This window comes from Kitasatospora sp. NPDC057198, assembly GCF_042670125.1.
GTDB lineage: Bacteria > Actinomycetota > Actinomycetes > Streptomycetales > Streptomycetaceae > Kitasatospora.
In genome coordinates this window covers 16,613-32,618 of sequence record NZ_JBHUWH010000029.1, presented here as the reverse complement: position 1 = coordinate 32,618, position 16,006 = coordinate 16,613, and the positions used below count along the sequence as shown (strand labels likewise).

Sequence of the window (16,006 nt, the reverse complement as noted above, 5' to 3'; positions counted from 1 at the left end):
CCCCCTCCTCGGCGGAAGGGGTGCCGCCCGGCGGCTTCGCGGCGGTGTGTCAGGCGGGGACCGAAGCCAGGCCGGGGGCCAGGAACTTCTTGCCGTTGACGCGCTCGGAGACGCCCTCGCGGTCGAGGTACGGGGTGATGCCGCCGAGGTGGAAGGGCCAGCCGGCGCCGGTGATCATGCAGAGGTCGATGTCCTGGGCCTCGCCGACCACGCCCTCGTCCAGCATCAGGCCGATCTCCTGGGCGACGGCGTCCAGGGCGCGGGCGCGCACCTGCTCCTCGGTGAGGACGCTGTCGCCGAAGGTGAGGAGGGCCAGTACCTCGGGGTCGAGGACCTGGGCGCCGTCCTGCCAGGTGTAGAAGCCGCGCTTGCCGGCCTCGACGACCTTGCCGAGGTTCGCGGAGACGGCGAACCGCTCCGGGAAGGCGCCGTGCAGGGTCTCGGAGACGTGCAGGGCGATGGCGGGGCCGACCAGTTCGAGCAGGGCGATCGGGGACATCGGCAGGCCGAGCGGCTTCACCGCGGCCTCGACGGTCTCGAACGGGGTGCCCTCGTCGATGATGCTCTGGATCTCGCCCATGAAGCGGGTGAGGATCCGGTTGACCACGAACGCCGGGGCGTCCTTGGTGAGCACCGCGGTCTTCTTCAGCTTCTTGGCGACGCCGAACGCGGTGGCCAGCGAGGCGTCGTCGGTCTGCCCGGCCCGGACGATCTCCAGCAGCGGGAGGATCGCGACCGGGTTGAAGAAGTGGAAGCCGACCACGCGCTCCGGGTGCTGGAGCTTGGAGGCCATCTCGGTGACCGACAGCGAGGAGGTGTTGGTGGCCAGCACGGCGGTCGGCGAGACCACCGCCTCCAGCTCCGCGAACACCTTCTGCTTGACGCCCATCTCCTCGAAGACGGCCTCGATCACGAAGTCGGCGTCGCCGAACGCGACGGCCTTGTCGAGGTGGCCGGAGACCAGGCCCTTGAGCTTGTTGGCCTTGTCCTTGCCGATCCGGCCCTTGTCCAGCAGCTTGTCGATCTCGGCGTGGACGTAGCCGACGCCCTTGTCGATCCGCTGCTGGTCGATGTCGGTGAGCACCACCGGCACCTCCAGGCGGCGCGCGAACAGCAGCGCCAGCTGGGAGGCCATCAGGCCCGCGCCGACCACGCCGACCTTGCTCACCGGGCGGGCCAGCGACTTGTCCGGCGCGCCGAACGGCCGCTTGGCGCGGCGCTGCACCAGGTTGAAGGCGTACAGCCCGGCGCGCAGCTCACCGCTCATGATCAGGTCGGCGAGCGCGGCGTCCTCGGCGTCGAAGCCGGCCTGCAGGTCGCCGTCCTTGGCCTGCTGGATGATGTCCAGCGCCTTGTAGGCGGCCGGGGCGGCCCCGTGCACCTTGGCGTCGGCGACCCAGCGGCCCCACAGCACGGCGTCGTCCCACGCCTTGCCGCGGTCGAACTCCTCGCGCTCGACGGCGACCTTGCCGGTGAGGACCTTGGCGGCCCACAGCAGCGACTGCTCCAGGAAGTCGGCCGGCTCGAAGATCGCGTCCGCGATGCCGAGCTCGAACACGTCCTTGCCCTTGAGCTGCTTGTTCTGGGCCATCGAGTTCTCGACGATGACCTTGACCGCCTTGGCGGGGCCGATCAGGTTCGGCAGCAGGGTGCAGCCGCCCCAGCCGGGCACCAGGCCGAGGAAGACCTCGGGCAGCGAGAACGCCGGGACGCCCGCGCTGACGGTGCGGTAGGTGCAGTGCAGGCCGACCTCGACGCCGCCGCCCATCGCCGCGCCGTTGTAGAACGCGAAGGACGGGACGGGCAGCGCGGCGATCCGCTTGAAGACGTCGTGGCCGCCCTTGCCGATGGCCAGCGCGTCGGAGTGCTCCTTGAGCACCTCGACGCCCTTGAGGTCGGCGCCGACCGCGAAGATGAACGGCTTGCCGGTGATCGCGACCGCGACCACCCCGCCCGCCGCGGCCTCCGCCTCGACCTGGTCCAGCGCCTCGGACAGCTTGGCCAGCGAGCCGGGGCCGAAGGTGGTCGGCTTGGTGTGGTCGAAGCCGTTGTCCAGGGTGATCAGCGCCAGCCGGCCGGCCCGCAGCGGCAGGTCCAGGTGGCGCACGTGCGCGGTGGTGACGACCTCGCCGGGGAACAGCTCGGCGGCGCGCTGCAGCAGTTCAGTGGTGCTCATGGTCACTTACCACCCTCGAAGTGGGGGTTCTCCCAGATGACGGTGCCGCCCATGCCGAAGCCGATGCACATGGTGGTGATGCCGTAGCGGACGTCCGGACGCTGCTCGAAGCGGCGGGCCAGCTGGGTCATCAGGCGCACGCCCGAGGAGGCCAGCGGGTGGCCGAACGCGATCGCGCCGCCGTACGGGTTGACCCGCTCGTCGTCGTCCGCGATGCCGTAGTGGTCCAGGAACGCCAGCACCTGCACCGCGAACGCCTCGTTGACCTCGAACGCGCCGATGTCGTCGATGGTCAGCCCGGCCTTGGCCAGCGCCTTCTCGGTCGCCGGGACGGGGCCGATGCCCATCACCTCGGGCTCGACGCCCGCGAACGCGTAGCTGACCAGGCGCATCTTGACCGGCAGGCCCAGCTCGCGGGCCACGTCCTCGGCGGCCAGCAGCGAGGCGGTCGCGCCGTCGTTCAGGCCGGCCGCGTTGCCCGCGGTGACGTTGCCGTGCGGGCGGAACGGGGTCTTCAGGCCCGCCAGCGACTCCATCGTGGTGCCCGGCCGCAGCGGCTCGTCCACCGTCGCCAGGCCCCAACCGGTCTCGCCGACCTCGGGGTTGGTGTTGCGGATCGCGATCGGCACCAGGTCCGGCTGGATGTCGCCGTTGGCGTACGCCTTGGCGGCCTTCTCCTGCGAGCGCACCGCGAACGCGTCGCAGCGCTCCTTGGTGATGTGCGGGAAGCGGTCGTGCAGGTTCTCCGCCGTCATACCCATGAACAGGGCGGACTCGTCGACCAGCTTCTCCGAGACGAACCGCGGGTTCGGGTCCACGCCCTCGCCCATCGGGTGCCGCCCCATGTGCTCGACGCCGCCGGCCACCACGACGTCGTACGCGCCGAAGGCGATGCCGCCCGCGGTGGTGGTGACCGCCGTCATCGCGCCGGCGCACATCCGGTCGATCGCGTAGCCCGGGACGGACTTCGGCAGGCCGGAGAGCAGCGCGGCGGTGCGGCCGATGGTCAGGCCCTGGTCGCCGATCTGGGTGGTCGCCGCGACGGCGACCTCGTCGATCCGCTCGACGGGCAGGCTCGGGTTGCGGCGCACGAGCTCACGGATGCACTTGACGACCAGGTCGTCGGCGCGCGTCTCGTGGTAGATGCCCTTCGGGCCGGCCTTGCCGAACGGGGTGCGGACGCCGTCGACGAAGACGACGTCCCTCGCGGTACGAGGCACGGGGGCTCTCCTCCCAGGGGGACATGACGATGAGCGCACGCACCAGCGGCGCCGCTACGCCCACCAATCTACCCATGAGTAACAACGCCCGGCAAGAAGTCACGGACGTGACGGTGAGAACGGCGGGAGAGCGAGCACCGGGGGCCCGGCAGAGAACGGCGGGATGCACCTTCAGGGGCCCGGGGAACGGCGGGTCCGTGCTGCTGGTGGCCGGAGCCCATCGGAGGTCCGTGCTGCTGCGTGCCGTCACAGGAACCGGAAGCCGATGGCACGCACCGGCAGTGAACCGTCAGCAGCCTGGGCCTCGCCATTCCCCGAGCCCTCCCGGCAGGCTTACGCGGACGCCTCCCGGAACGCCTTCGCCAGTGCGGGCCCGACCAGCTCGGTCTGCCAGGAGCGGGCGCCCATGGCGCGCAGGGCCAGGCCGATGGTGTCGGCGTCCGGCTCGGCCGGGGGCTCCCAGGAGACGCGGCGGACCAGGTCCGGGGTGATCAGGTTCTCCGCCGGGAGGTGGTGCTGTTCGGCGAGGGCGGCGACGGCGGCCCGGGCGCCGCTGAGCCGGGCCGCGGCGACCGGGTCCTTCTCGGCCCAGGCGCGCGGCGGCGGCGGCCCGTCGTGCGGGGCGGTCGCGGGCGGCAGCGCCGACTCGGGGATCTCCCGGGCCCGCTCGATCGCGGCCAGCCACTGGTCGAGCTGGCGGCGGTTGATCCGGGGCCCGAAGCCCTGGACGGCGATCAGCGCGGGTGCGTTGGCCGGCATGGCGAGCGCGGCGTTCACGATGGCGGCGTCGGGCAGCACCCGGCCGGGGGAGACGTCCCGCTCGCGGGCGATCCGGTCCCGGGTGAGCCACATCTCGCGGACGGCGGCCAGCTGCCGGCGGCGGCGGACCTTGTGCAGCTGGGAGGTGCGCCGCCAGGGGTCGACCCGCGGGGCGGGGCGCGGTGCGGCGGCGAGCGCGGCGAACTCCTGGTGGGCCCAGTCGAGTTTGCCCTGCCGGTCGAGCTCGGTCTCCAGTGCGTCCCGCAGGTCGACCAGCACCTCGACGTCCAGCGCGGCGTAGCGCAGCCAGGGCTCGGGCAGCGGGCGGGTGGACCAGTCGACCGCGGAGTGCTCCTTGGCCAGCGACAGGCCCAGCACGTTCTCGGTCATCGGGCCGAGGCCGACCCGGGGGAACCCGGCGAGCCGGCCGGCCAGCTCGGTGTCGAACAGCACGCCGGGGTGCATGCCGACCTCGAACAGGCAGGGCAGGTCCTGGGTGGCGGCGTGCACGACCCACTCGGTGTCGGCGAGCGCGGTGTTCAGGCCGGTCAGGTCGGGGCAGGCGATCGGGTCGATCAGCGCGGTGCCCGCGCCCTGGCGGCGCAGCTGGATCAGGTAGGCGCGCTGGCCGTAGCGGTAGCCGGAGGCGCGCTCGGCGTCGACGGCGACCGGCCCGGTGCCGCCGCGGAAGGACGCGACGACGGCGGCGAGGGCCGCCTCGTCAGACACCACCGGTGGGAGTCCGTCCCTGGGTTCGAGGAGCGGAACCGGGGCGGTCTCTTCGGGGATGGAGGCTACGGCGTCGGTCACCCCCCAAGGGTACGTCGTGTGTCGCCGCCGGGAGTGTTGTCCGACTGGTCGGACCACGTTCGGACATATGCCAGCCGGGGTCGGCGCGGAGTCCGGGGCCCGCCCCGGTGCGGCGCCCGGTCCCGCTGACGGGCCGTCACGGGCGCCGCGGAGGCCCGTCGGCAGGCGGTGCGGGAAGGGCACCGGGCGGGCGCCGGGTGGGCACCGGGCGGTGCCGGGCGGGCACGGCGACGGCCCGGAGGAAACGTTCCTCCGGGCCGCCACCAGCGACGATTCGGGTCAGTGGATGATGCCGGTGCGCAGCGCCACGGCCACCATGCCGGCCCGGTCGCCGGTGCCCAGCTTGCGGGCGATGCGCGCCAGGTGGCTCTTCACCGTCAGCGCCGACAGGCCCATCGCCACGCCGATCGCCTTGTTCGACTGGCCCTCGGCGACCAGCCGCAGCACCTCCACCTCGCGGCCGGACAGCTCGCGGTAGGCGGACGGCTGCGCGCCGGGCGCACCCGGGGCGCCGGGAGCGGCGCCGGGCTGGCCGGGGGCGCCGTGGTGGCCGGGCGCACCGGGGTGGTGGTGGCCGGGGATGCCGGGACGGCGCATCCGGCCGGCCAGGCCGGCGCCGATCGGCAGGCCGGGGCGGCCGGGCATCGGCATGTTGGTGCGGGTGCCGGTCACCACGTAGCCCTTGACGCCGCCGGCCAGCGCCGAGCGGACCGCGCCGATGTCGTCGGCGGCGGACAGCGCCAGGCCGTTGGGCCAGCCCGCGGCGCGGGTCTCGGCCAGCACGGTCAGGCCGGAGCCGTCGGGCAGGTGCACGTCGGCGATGCAGATGTCACGCGGGGTGGAGACCCGCGGACGGGCCTCGGCGATCGAGGAGACCTCGATGACGTCGCGGACACCGAGCGCCCATAGGTGCCGGGTGACCGTGTTCCGGACCCGGGGATCTGCGATGACCACCATGGCGGTGGGCTTCGTCGGACGGTAGGCGACCACGCTTGCGGGGTGCTCGAGAAGGACCGACACCTGGGGCCTCCGGGGGGAGTGGCGGACGAACCCCGAGGGGGCGGTCGGAGCGTTCCGCGTCTGGAAAGGGTCACTGACACCTTCGGCATCAACCGTGCCCGGCTTTAGCGGGTGATCACGATCTGGTGAGTAACAATACGGACAAATCGTGCAGATGACCGGTACGACATGCCTGGAAATCGCACAGATTCGATCGCCGTCGACACCAGGGTGGTCGTGAACGTGCAGGTAATTGACCAAGAGTGCCAGTTAAGGCACACTCCGTCAGTCCTGCGGGTGGCACCGGCCCCGGAGCGCGGGCTTGTCCCCCTGAGGTGTCCGGAGCGCCTGACGGCCGCTCAGCCGCCGACTGCTCAGCCGCAGGCCACCCAGCCGCAGGCCGCTCAGCCGCAGGCCGCCGCCGACGGCGGGGCCGGGGGAGCGGGCGGGGTCGGTGCCGCGGGCGGGGTCAGTGCGAGTTGCGCGGCCGGCGGCGGGCCGGCATCGGCACCACGCCGCCCAGCGCGCTCGGCCCGTCGGCCGGCAGCGGCGCCGGCGCGGACGGCGGCAGCCCCGCGCACACGCACAGCAGGTCGGCCCAGGCGGCCAGGTGCCGCTCGAAGCGGCGGTCGGCCGGCGTCCAGGACGCCCGCAGCTCGATCTCGGTGGACGCGCCGCGCTCGGCCAGCGCGCCGAAGTACTGCGAGTGGCACCTGGTCACCGTGCCGGACGGCTCGGCGTACCCGGCGGCCTGCGTCTGCAGCGCGTCCAGCAGCCAGCTCCAGCCGACCTCGGACAGCAGCGGGTCGCCCGCCATCTCCGGCTCCAGCTCGGCCCGGGTCATGGTGACCACCCGGAAGTCCCCGTTCCACGCCTCCGGCGCGGCCGGGTCGTGCAGCAGCACCAGGGTGCCGTCCGCCAACTCCTCGCCGTCCACCTCGACCGAGGCGGAGAGCGCGAAGGAGTACGGGGCCGGCCGGCGGGGGGCGGGCTGCGGGGACAGCCGTACCTCGGGGCGCAACCGCGCCCCGGTCAGCGCCTCGACCGCGTCGCGGAACTCGATCGGCGCCGACTCCCTGCCCGTTCCTCCACCCTGCGCGGATTGCCCGCCGACCGCTGCCATGACCGGAAGCCTAGGCGGCGCGGACCCGCAATCCGAGCACTTTCGTACCTCCGGCGTGCCGAAAACCCGGAAATCGACCGGGCCGCGATCGCCCCCTCCGCGATCACCGCCCGAGGTGTCCGTTTTGCCTGTACGCACCGCCCGTCCGGACGGGGGCGCACCGGCCGCGTGCGAGGATGTGACCCGTGAGTGAGACCCCCGCAGCCCAGTCCGGTCAGCGGCCCCGCGGCGCCGCGTACGACTCCGTCTTCCTGCGCGCCGCCCGCAACGAGCCGGTGCCGTACACCCCCGTCTGGTTCATGCGGCAGGCCGGGCGCTCGCTGCCCGAGTACCTCAAGGTGCGCGAGGGCGTCCCGATGCTCGACGCCTGCATGCGGCCCGACCTGGTCGAGGAGATCACCCTCCAGCCGGTGCGCCGGCACAAGGTCGACGCGGCCATCTTCTTCTCCGACATCGTCGTCCCGCTCAAGGCCGTCGGCATCGACGTGGAGATCAAGGGCGGCGTCGGCCCGGTCATCGCCGACTCGATCCGGACCAGGGCCGACCTCCAGCGGCTGCGCCCGCTCGAACCCGACGACATGCCCTACATCACCGAGGCGGTCGGCCGGCTGGTCGACTCGCTCGGCGCCACCCCCCTGATCGGCTTCGCCGGCGCCCCCTTCACGCTGGCCAGCTACCTGATCGAGGGCGGCCCCTCGAAGTCGTACGAGAACACCAAGGCGATGATGTACGGCGAGCCCGAGCTGTGGGCCGAACTCGTCGACCGGCTCGCGCAGATCACCGCCGCCTTCCTGAAGATCCAGATCGAGGCGGGCGCCTCGGCGGTCCAGCTCTTCGACTCCTGGGCGGGCGCGCTCGCCCCCGACGAGTACCGCCGCTCCGTCATGCCCGCCAGCGCGAAGGTCTTCGACGCGGTCGCGCCCTACGGCGTCCCGCGGATCCACTTCGGCGTCAACACCGGCGAGCTCCTCGGCCTGATGGGCCAGGCCGGTGCGGACATCGTCGGCGTCGACTGGCGCGTCCCGCTCGACGAGGCCGCCAACCGGGTCGGCCCCGGCAAGGGGCTGCAGGGCAACCTCGACCCCGCCGTCCTCTACGCCCCCACCCACGTCGTCGAGACCAAGGCCCGCGAAGTCCTGCACGCGGCCCAGGCCCTGGGCGGCAGCCACCACATCTTCAACCTCGGCCACGGCGTCATGCCCACCATGGACCCGGACGCGCTCACCCGCCTGGTCGCCTTCGTCCACGAGGCGAGCGCGAGGTAGGGCTCTTCGGAGAGCCCCGCCAGGGGCTCGGGGAACGGCGAGGCCCGGTCTGCTGACGGTGCACTGCCGTGGCGCGCATCGGCTTGTGGTTCCGTTTACTACACGCAGCAGCACGGACCCGCCGTTCTTCGGGCCCCTGATTGTGCGTGCTCGTCTGCCGACAGTTCCCCAGGCCCCGGTTTCGCTCTCCCGCCGGGGCGCTACTCGTCCGCGCCGAGGTGGGCGAGGACGGCCAGGACGCGGCGGTGGGTGTCCTCGGCGGGGGGCAGGTCGAGTTTGAGCAGGATGTTGCCGATGTGCTTGGAGGTCGCGGCCTCCGAGACCGTCAGGCGGCGGCAGATCTCCGCGTTCGAGCAGCCCCGGGCCATCAGTTCGAGGACCTCGCGCTCGCGGGGGGTGAGCCGTTCCAGCGGGTCGCGGCGGCGGGCCAGCAGGCGGCGGACCACCTCGGGGTCGACCACCGTGCCGCCCGCGGCGACGGTGCCGACCGCGGCCAGGAACTCCTCGACGTGGCCGATCCGGTCCTTGAGCAGGTAGCCGACGCCCGAGCCGTCGCCACTGGCCAGCAGGTCGGCCGCGTAGGAGCGCTGGACGTACTGGCTGAGGACCAGCACGGGCAGGCCCGGCCGTTCGGCGCGCAGGCGCAGGGCGGCGCGCAGGCCCTCGTCGGTGAGGCCGGGGGGCATCCGGACGTCGGTCAGGACCAGGTCGGGGCGGTGCTCGGCGACCGCCGCGAGCAGGGCGTCCGCATCGCCGACCGCCGCCGCGACGGTGTGGCCGAAGCGCTCGAGCAGGCCGATCAGGCCCTCGCGGAGGAGGACGGAGTCCTCAGCGAGGACGAGGCGGAGCGGTCGTCGGTCGTCGGGGTGCACGGGATCTCCACACGCAGCAGGGTCGGCCCGCCCGGCGGGCTGCTGACGGACAGTCTGCCGCCCACCACCGCGACCCGGTCGGCCAGGCCCGTCAGCCCGGTGCCGCGGGACGGGTCGGCGCCGCCGGAGCCGTCGTCCGAGACCTCCAGCAGCAGCCGGCCGGCCGACCAGCCGCCCTCCACCCGGGCCGCCGACGCGCCGCCGTGCCGGGCCGCGTTGGCCAGTGCCTCGGCGACCGCGAAGTAACCGGCGGACTCGACCGCGGCCGGGAGACGGCCCGGCAGCGACACGCCCACCGTGACGGGCAGCACCGAGCGGTCCGCCAAGTCCGCGCAGGCGTCCGGCAGGCCGCGGTCGGCGAGCACCCGGGGGTGGATGCCGTGCACCAGCTCGCGCAGCTCGGCCAGCGCCGCGTCCGCCTCGGCGTGGGCCGCGGCCAGGCGGCGGGCCAGCGGGCCGCCCGGTGGCGCGTCCAACCGGGCCAGGCCCAGCGACATCGACAGGGCGACCAGCCGCTGCTGCGCGCCGTCGTGCAAGTCCCGTTCTATCCGGCGGCGTTCGGCCTCGAACGCGTCCACCAGGCGGGCCCGGGAGCGGACCAGCTCGCCGACCCGCTCCTGGCCGCCCGACAGCAGCCGGGCCAGCGCCGCCCGGGCGCCCGCCGCGACCGTCAGCGGGTAGCCCGCCAGGGCCAGCAGCACGGCGCCCGCCGCCGCCACCGCCCAGGCCGGGCCCGGCGCGTGCAGCTGCCAGACCTTCAGCACGTTCACCTGCTCGCCGTCCAGGGCCAGTTGCAGCGGCGTCGTCACCAGCCAGGCCGGGACCAGCAGCGCGCCCGCCACCACCAGCAGCTCCAACGGCCAGAGCAGGAACGCCGACAGCGCCGCCCCGCCGGCCTCTCGCCACGTCGCCGCCTCGGCGTACCGGGTGCGCAGCCAGGCCCGGAGACCCGGACCGTCCGGCACCCGGTGCGGATCGGGCACCGGCGCCCCGCCCATCCAGCGGGCCAGCCGCCGCTCCCACGCCCCGGACACCAGCCCCGCCAGCGGCAGCGCCGCCAGCAGCGGCACCCCCACCAGCAGCACCGACAGCACCCCGCCGACCGCCGCCCACAGCAGCAGCACCACGCACAGCACCGCCCCCGACAGCGCGCACGCCAGCAGGTACGCCGCCGAGCGCCACGGCCAGGCCGACAGCGGGAACCCCGGCCGGCGCAGCGCCTGCCAGCACTCGGACATCCGGTACCCCCCTCCACGAGACGGTCCCACCCTAGGAGCCCGCCCCGGCCGCTGTCGGTAGGGCTGGCTCCACTCTTCGGGGTGGAGCGGGCGTCACTGCGCGGACGGCCCCGCCGCCGCTTGGCTGGAGCCCATGACGACCGCACTGACCAGGATCGCCGTGCGCTCCCTGCACGCCGGACGGACCGCCCTGCTCGGGGCGTTCACCGCGCTCGCCCTCGGCAGCGCGCTGATCGCCGCCACCCTGACCGGCCTCGCCGCCGCCGCCGGCCTGCCGCCCGGCGAGGACCGCACCGCACTGATCGCCCAACTCGGCACCACCTGCGGGGTCAGCCTGTTCACCGCCGGGTTCGTGGTCGCCTCCACCGCCTCCTACGCCGTCGCCCGGCGCCGCCGCGAGTTCGGCCTGCTCCGCCTGGCCGGCGCCACCCGCGGCCAACTCACCCGCACCGTCCTGCTGGAGTCCGTACTGCTCGGCCTGCTCGCCGCCGCCACCGGCTGCGCGCTCGGCCGGGCCGCCGCCCCCGCCCTGGCGCACGCGCTGGTCGCCGCCGGGCTCGCCCCCGCCGGCTTCCGGACCGGCACCCCCGGCTGGCCGCAGGTCACCGCGTTCTGCACCGGCCCGCTGACCGCCCTCGTGGGCACCGCCCTCGCCGCCCGGCGGGCCGGCCGGGCCCGCCCGCTCGACGCGCTCCGCGAGGCCGACGTCGACCGGGGGGTGATGACCGCCGGACGGTGGCTGGCCGCCCTCGCCCTGCTCGGCACGTACGCCGCCGTGGTGGCCGCCGCGCTCACCGGCGACCCCGCCGAGCTGCTGCACCGCAAGACCTACACCCTCCAGCCGATGCTGCTGATCACCGCCACCGCCCTGCTCGCCCCCGTCCTGGCCCGCCCGCTGCTGCGCCTGCTCACCCGCCCCGCCACCCGCCCGCCCCGGCTGGTCCGGGCCGCCGCGCTCGGCGGCCTGCGCCGCACCGGTGCCACCGCCGCCCCCGTCCTGCTCGCCACCGCCCTGGCCGGCACCCTGGTCGGCGCCCCCACCACCGTCGCCGCGGCCGCCGCCGCCGAGGCCCGCGCCCGCACCGCCGCCGACCTGCTCCTCACCCCCGGCGCCGACGGCGCCGACGCGCTGACCGCCGCGCTGCGGGCCCTGCCCGGGGCGGTCGTCTCGCCGAGCGCCGCGACCCCGCTCGCCGTCGTCGAGGCCGACGGGACGGCCGTCCGCGCCGAGGGCCGGGCCGTCGCCGACCCGGCCGCGCTGACCGCCACCACCCGGCTGCCCGTCGCCGCCGGCGACCCCGCGGCGCTCGACGACGACAGCGTGGTGCTCGCCGAGGAGTGGGGGGACCCGCGAGTCGGCGACCGCGTCCGGATCGTGCTCGCCGACGGCACCCGGCGCGAACTGCGGGTCGCCGCCGTGCTGCGCGACGGGACGGGCGCCAACCCCGTCTACGTCACCCCGCGCAACGCCCCCGGCGCCCGGACCGACCGGATCGACGTCCTGGGCGCCTCCGCCGGCGCGGTCACCGCCCTGGCCCGGACGCACGGCGCCGCCGTCGAGACCCGCGCGGCCTGGCTGGAGGCCCACCACCCGGCCGACGACCCGCGGCGGATCCGCCGGATCGCCGCCGTCCTCGGCCTCGCCCTGCTCTACACCGCGATCGCCCTCGCCCACACCGCGCTCACCACCACCACCGACCGCCGCCGCGAGTTCGGCCTGCTCCGCCTGGCCGGCGCCACCCGCGCCCGCGTCCTGCGACTGGTCGCCACCGAGACGCTCCTCGTCACGGCGGTCGGCGCCCTGCTCGGCACCGCCGCCACCCTCACCACCCTCGCCACCATGGACGCCGCCCTCCACCGGGCGGGCGCCCCCGTCCCCCTCACCCTCCCCTGGGCGGCCCTGGCCGGCACCGCCCTGCTCTGCGCCCTGGTCACCGTCCCGTGCGCGGCACTCGCAGCCCTGCGGGCCACCGGGGGCCGACCGGGCGGCAGCGCGAGGGGTGCCTAGTCAGGGGCCCGGTCGATCAGCCACCAGGGGCTCGGGGAACGGCGAGTCCGTGCTGCTGACGGCCGGAGCCCATCGGAGGTCCGTGCTGCTGCGTGTAATGACAGAACCGAACGCCGATGCGCGCTACGGCAGTGCACCGCTCGCAGACTGGGCCTCGCCGTTCCCCGAGCCCCTGGCGGTGCTCTCCCGAGCCCCTGGCGGGTCGTCCGGGTCAGTCCTCCGTGGGGTCCGGGGCGTGTGTCGGCCGGGGCGGGGCGGCGGGGGTCTGCGAGCGGGCGCGCAGGCGCTTGCGGAGCAGCCAGCCGAGCGGGACGAGGAGCAGCAGGAACGGGGCGGTGGCGGCCAGGGCCACCAGCAGGGCCCGGACCAGGGCGGCCAGGGCGTGCCAGCCGGCGCCGAGGGCGTGGCCGACGGAGCCCCAGAAGCCGGTCTCCGCCTTCTTCGGCGTGACGTGCGTCCGGGCGGGCGTCACCAGTTGCAGGGTCACGGTGGACAGCGAGGTGCGGGAGGAGAGCTCCTGCTGCTGCCGCTGGAGGGATTCGAGGTCGGACTCGCGGCTGGTCAGCTCGCCCTCCAGCGACACCACCTCGGACAGGCTCTTCGCGTCGGCCATCAGCGCCCGCACCCGGTCCACGCTGGCCTGCATCGACTTGAGGCGGCTGTCGACGTCGGCGATCTGCTGGGTGAGGTCGTCCGCCTTGCTGGTCAGGGAGAGCTGCTTGCCGAGTGCGCCGAGCCCGTCCAGGGTGCCCTGGTAGGACGCGGACGGGACCTTCAGGGTCAGGGTGGAGGACTGCGAGGTGTCCTCCTTGCCGCCGCGCAGCACCTCCCCGGAGACGTAGCCGCCCGCCCCGGTGACCAGGTCGACGGCCTTGGTGCGGGCCCCGTCCACGGAGTCGACCTGCACGGTCAGCTGCGCCTGGTAGGCGATCCGGCGGTCGGTCGCCGCGGTGCCCGTCGTGCCCGCGCCGCCCGTCGTGCCCTCCGCACCGCCGCTCCCGGGGGCGGTGTCGCCCTTGCCGGTGGCGGACTTCGCCGCGCCCGCCGCGTCCGCCGCGCCCGCCGCCTCCGGGGCCCGCTCGTCGCCCGCCGCGGCGGCCGCCGTCGACGACCTGTGATCGGATTCCGCACTGCACCCGGCCAGCAGCAGTACCGCGGCCAGTGCCCCGGCCGCGCCCGCTCTGCCTACCCGCAGGTCCATTCCGTGTCCTCCCCGTCCTCCGGGGCGGGCCGGTCGCCCACCCCCCACGCAGCTGTGACGCGGCGGCCCCCGGAACGGACTCGCACGCGCGGTACCGGATCGGTCACACCGCGGACTCGTCCCGGTCTCGGGCGCCCGGGGTCGATCCCGGGGATCCGGATAAAGGCTGGGAGACTGATCGACATGGCGAAACCTCACGTCGTGGTGATCGGTGGCGGTATCGCGGGCCTGGCCGCGGCCGCGTTCCTCGGGGACGCGGCGGTGCGGGTGACCGTGCTGGAGGCGTCGGCGCGCTTCGGCGGGAAGCTGCGCGGCGGCGAGGTCGGTGGCGTCCGGGTCGACCTCGGCGCCGAGTCGATGCTCGCCCGCCGCCCCGAGGCCGTCGGTCTGGCCCGCCGGGTCGGCCTCGGCGAACAGCTCGAACCGCCCAGCACCGCCAAGGCCGCGATCTGGACCAGGGAGGGCCTGCGCCCGCTGCCCGGCGGCCAACTCATGGGCGTCCCGGGCGACTTGGACGCGCTCGAAGCCTCCGGGGTGCTCACCCCCGAAGGGCTGGAGCGGGCCCGCCACGAGCAGCCCGCCGAACTCGGCGAGGACGCCCCGATCGGCCGCTACATCGCCGACCGGCTCGGCCGCGAGGTCGTCGACCGGCTGGTCGAACCGCTGCTCGGCGGCGTGTACGCCGGGCACGCCGACGAGATCTCGATCCGCGCCGCCGTCCCGCAGCTGCTCCAACTCGCCCGGCAGGACGGCCCGTTGACCGCCGCCATCCGCGAACTCAGCAGCCGCGCCACCGCCACCGGACCGGTCTTCCAGGGCCTGCGCGGCGGACTCGGCACCCTCCCCGAGGCCGTCGCCGCCCACGGCCGCGCGCACGGCGCCGAACTGCTCACCGGCCACCCGGTCGACGCCCTGCGCCGCACCCCCGACGGCTGGCGGGTCACCACCGGCGGCCGCGAACTCGCCGCCGACGCCGTCGTGCTGGCCGTCCCCGCCCCGCAGGCCGCCGCGTTGCTCGCCGCCGACGCCCCCGGCGCCGCCGCCGAACTGCGCGCCGTCGAGTACGCGTCGATGGCCCTGGTCACCCTCGCCTTCCGCCGCGCCGACCTCGCGGACAGCCCGCTCACCGGCAGCGGCTTCCTCGTCCCCCCGGTCGACCGGCGCGGCATCAAGGCGTCCACCTTCTCCAGCAACAAGTGGGGCTGGCTGGAGCGCTCCGCCCCCGACGCCTTCCTGCTGCGCACCTCGCTCGGCCGCCACCGCGAGGACGCCGCCCTCGACCTGGACGACGCCGAACTCGTCGCCCGCTCGCTCGCCGACCTGCGCACCGCCGTCGGCCTGCGCGCCACCCCGTACGACCACGCCGTCACCCGCTGGCGGGACGGGCTCCCGCAGTACCCCGTCGGCCACCTCGACCGGGTCGCCCGGATCCGCGCCCACCTCGACGCGCTCGGCGCGATCGCCGTCTGCGGCGCCGCGTACGACGGCGTCGGCATCCCCGCCGTCATCGGCAGCGCCCGGCGCGCCGCCGAGCACCTCACCCCCGGCACCGGCACCACCCGCACAGAAGGGACAATGGGCTCATGACCGAAAGCACTGAGCAGCCCGTGAAGAAGAAGGCCCGCGACCTCAACCAGGTCATCCGCTACACCATGTGGTCGGTGTTCAAGCTCAAGGACGCCCTCCCCGAGGACCGCACCGGGCTGGCCGCCGAGGTCGACGCCCTCTTCGAGCAGCTCGCCGCCAAGGACGTGGTCGTCCGCGGCACCTACGACGTCTCCGCGCTGCGCGCCGACGCCGACATCCTGGTCTGGTGGCACGCCGAGGACTCCGACGACCTCCAGGAGGCGTACAACCGCTTCCGCCGCACCTCGCTCGGCCGCCACCTGGAGCCGGTCTGGTCGAACATGGCGCTGCACCGCCCCGCCGAGTTCAACAAGTCGCACATCCCGGCGTTCCTCGCCGACGAGCACCCCCGCGAGTACGTCTGCGTCTACCCCTTCGTCCGCTCCTACGAGTGGTACCTGCTCCCCGACGAGGAGCGCCGGGCGATGCTCGCCGAGCACGGCATGATGGCCCGCGGCTACCCCGACGTGCGCGCCAACACCGTCGCCTCGTTCGCGCTCGGCGACTACGAGTGGCTGCTCGCCTTCGAGGCCGACGAACTGCACCGCATCGTCGACCTGATGCGCGACCTGCGCCCCTCCCGCGCCCGGCTGCACGTCCGCGAGGAGGTCCCCTTCTTCACCGGCCGCCGCAAGCCGGTCGCGGACCTGCTGGCGGGCCTGTACTGAGAGGGCACCAGAACAGGGGCCCGGGGAACGGCGGGTCGATG

At 74.9% G+C, this 16,006-nt stretch carries 12 protein-coding genes; 4 read left to right on the top strand and 8 right to left on the bottom strand.

The annotated features are described in order from the left end of the window. Positions 1-49 precede the first annotated feature (49 nt). The 5 genes from ACFUEL_RS05970 to ACFUEL_RS05950 all read right to left on the bottom strand — a co-directional run bounded on the left by ACFUEL_RS05970 (position 50) and on the right by ACFUEL_RS05950 (position 7,087). The gene (locus ACFUEL_RS05970) at positions 50-2,176 is read right to left on the bottom strand and encodes a 3-hydroxyacyl-CoA dehydrogenase NAD-binding domain-containing protein (protein WP_380234780.1); all 2,127 of its coding nucleotides are present in this window, start codon (positions 2,174-2,176) and stop codon (positions 50-52) included. Between the two features lie 2 nt (positions 2,177-2,178). Then, on the bottom strand, positions 2,179-3,396 hold the full coding sequence (locus ACFUEL_RS05965; RefSeq protein WP_380234779.1) for a thiolase family protein: 1,218 nt from the start codon (positions 3,394-3,396) through the stop codon (positions 2,179-2,181). Between the two features lie 333 nt (positions 3,397-3,729). Beyond that, entirely contained in the window at positions 3,730-4,965 is a 1,236-nt protein-coding gene (locus tag ACFUEL_RS05960) for an HRDC domain-containing protein (RefSeq protein ID WP_380234778.1), read from the bottom strand. Between the two features lie 279 nt (positions 4,966-5,244). Beyond that, positions 5,245-5,985, bottom strand: a complete 741-nt coding sequence (locus ACFUEL_RS05955; RefSeq protein ID WP_033255075.1) for a response regulator transcription factor — start codon at positions 5,983-5,985, stop codon at positions 5,245-5,247. A 448-nt stretch (positions 5,986-6,433) separates the two neighbouring features. Next, positions 6,434-7,087 (bottom strand): DUF3000 domain-containing protein, encoded by a 654-nt coding sequence (locus ACFUEL_RS05950; protein WP_380234777.1) that lies wholly within the window; start codon positions 7,085-7,087, stop codon positions 6,434-6,436. A 185-nt stretch (positions 7,088-7,272) separates the two neighbouring features. Between ACFUEL_RS05950 and hemE the strand changes: the two genes are divergently transcribed. Beyond that, positions 7,273-8,352: a uroporphyrinogen decarboxylase gene (hemE, locus tag ACFUEL_RS05945; RefSeq protein WP_380234776.1), complete on the top strand. Its 1,080-nt coding sequence runs from the start codon at positions 7,273-7,275 to the stop codon at positions 8,350-8,352. A gap of 200 nt (positions 8,353-8,552) precedes the next feature. Here the strand turns inward: hemE and ACFUEL_RS05940 are convergent, their stop codons facing one another. Next, complete coding sequence (locus tag ACFUEL_RS05940; protein WP_380234775.1) at positions 8,553-9,224, bottom strand: response regulator; 672 nt, start codon at positions 9,222-9,224, stop codon at positions 8,553-8,555. Further along, the gene (locus ACFUEL_RS05935) at positions 9,152-10,462 is read right to left on the bottom strand and encodes a sensor histidine kinase (RefSeq protein ID WP_380234774.1); all 1,311 of its coding nucleotides are present in this window, start codon (positions 10,460-10,462) and stop codon (positions 9,152-9,154) included. The genes ACFUEL_RS05940 and ACFUEL_RS05935 overlap by 73 nt, the downstream gene beginning before the upstream one ends. Before the next feature lie 133 nt (positions 10,463-10,595). Here ACFUEL_RS05935 and ACFUEL_RS05930 point away from each other — a divergent pair, with 133 nt between their 5' ends. Further along, complete coding sequence (locus tag ACFUEL_RS05930; RefSeq protein WP_380234773.1) at positions 10,596-12,470, top strand: FtsX-like permease family protein; 1,875 nt, start codon at positions 10,596-10,598, stop codon at positions 12,468-12,470. A gap of 211 nt (positions 12,471-12,681) precedes the next feature. Here ACFUEL_RS05930 and ACFUEL_RS05925 read toward each other — a convergent pair whose 3' ends face one another. After that, entirely contained in the window at positions 12,682-13,671 is a 990-nt protein-coding gene (locus ACFUEL_RS05925; RefSeq protein ID WP_380234772.1) for a DUF4349 domain-containing protein, read from the bottom strand. Positions 13,672-13,854: 183 nt separating this feature from the next. On the opposite strand from ACFUEL_RS05925, the gene hemG reads away from it, so the two are divergent. After that, positions 13,855-15,258 carry a protoporphyrinogen oxidase gene (hemG, locus tag ACFUEL_RS05920; RefSeq protein WP_380234771.1) on the top strand — a complete coding sequence of 468 codons (1,404 nt, stop codon included), beginning with the start codon at positions 13,855-13,857 and terminating at the stop codon, positions 15,256-15,258. Then, complete coding sequence (gene hemQ / locus ACFUEL_RS05915) at positions 15,255-15,965, top strand: hydrogen peroxide-dependent heme synthase (RefSeq protein WP_380234770.1); 711 nt, start codon at positions 15,255-15,257, stop codon at positions 15,963-15,965. The genes hemG and hemQ overlap by 4 nt, the downstream gene beginning before the upstream one ends. The last annotated feature ends 41 nt before the right edge of the window (positions 15,966-16,006 follow it).

What these genes read in the sequence shown, in the direction of transcription:
- ACFUEL_RS05970 (WP_380234780.1), bottom strand. Translation starts at nt 2,176, where the DNA reads ATGAGCACCACTGAACTGCTGCAGCGCGCCGCCGAGCTGTTCCCCGGC.
- ACFUEL_RS05935 (WP_380234774.1), bottom strand. Translation starts at nt 10,462, where the DNA reads ATGTCCGAGTGCTGGCAGGCGCTGCGCCGGCCGGGGTTCCCGCTGTCG.
- ACFUEL_RS05950 (WP_380234777.1), bottom strand. Translation starts at nt 7,087, where the DNA reads ATGGCAGCGGTCGGCGGGCAATCCGCGCAGGGTGGAGGAACGGGCAGG.
- ACFUEL_RS05925 (WP_380234772.1), bottom strand. Translation starts at nt 13,671, where the DNA reads ATGGACCTGCGGGTAGGCAGAGCGGGCGCGGCCGGGGCACTGGCCGCG.
- hemQ (WP_380234770.1), top strand. Translation starts at nt 15,255, where the DNA reads ATGACCGAAAGCACTGAGCAGCCCGTGAAGAAGAAGGCCCGCGACCTC.
- hemG (WP_380234771.1), top strand. Translation starts at nt 13,855, where the DNA reads ATGGCGAAACCTCACGTCGTGGTGATCGGTGGCGGTATCGCGGGCCTG.
- ACFUEL_RS05930 (WP_380234773.1), top strand. Translation starts at nt 10,596, where the DNA reads ATGACGACCGCACTGACCAGGATCGCCGTGCGCTCCCTGCACGCCGGA.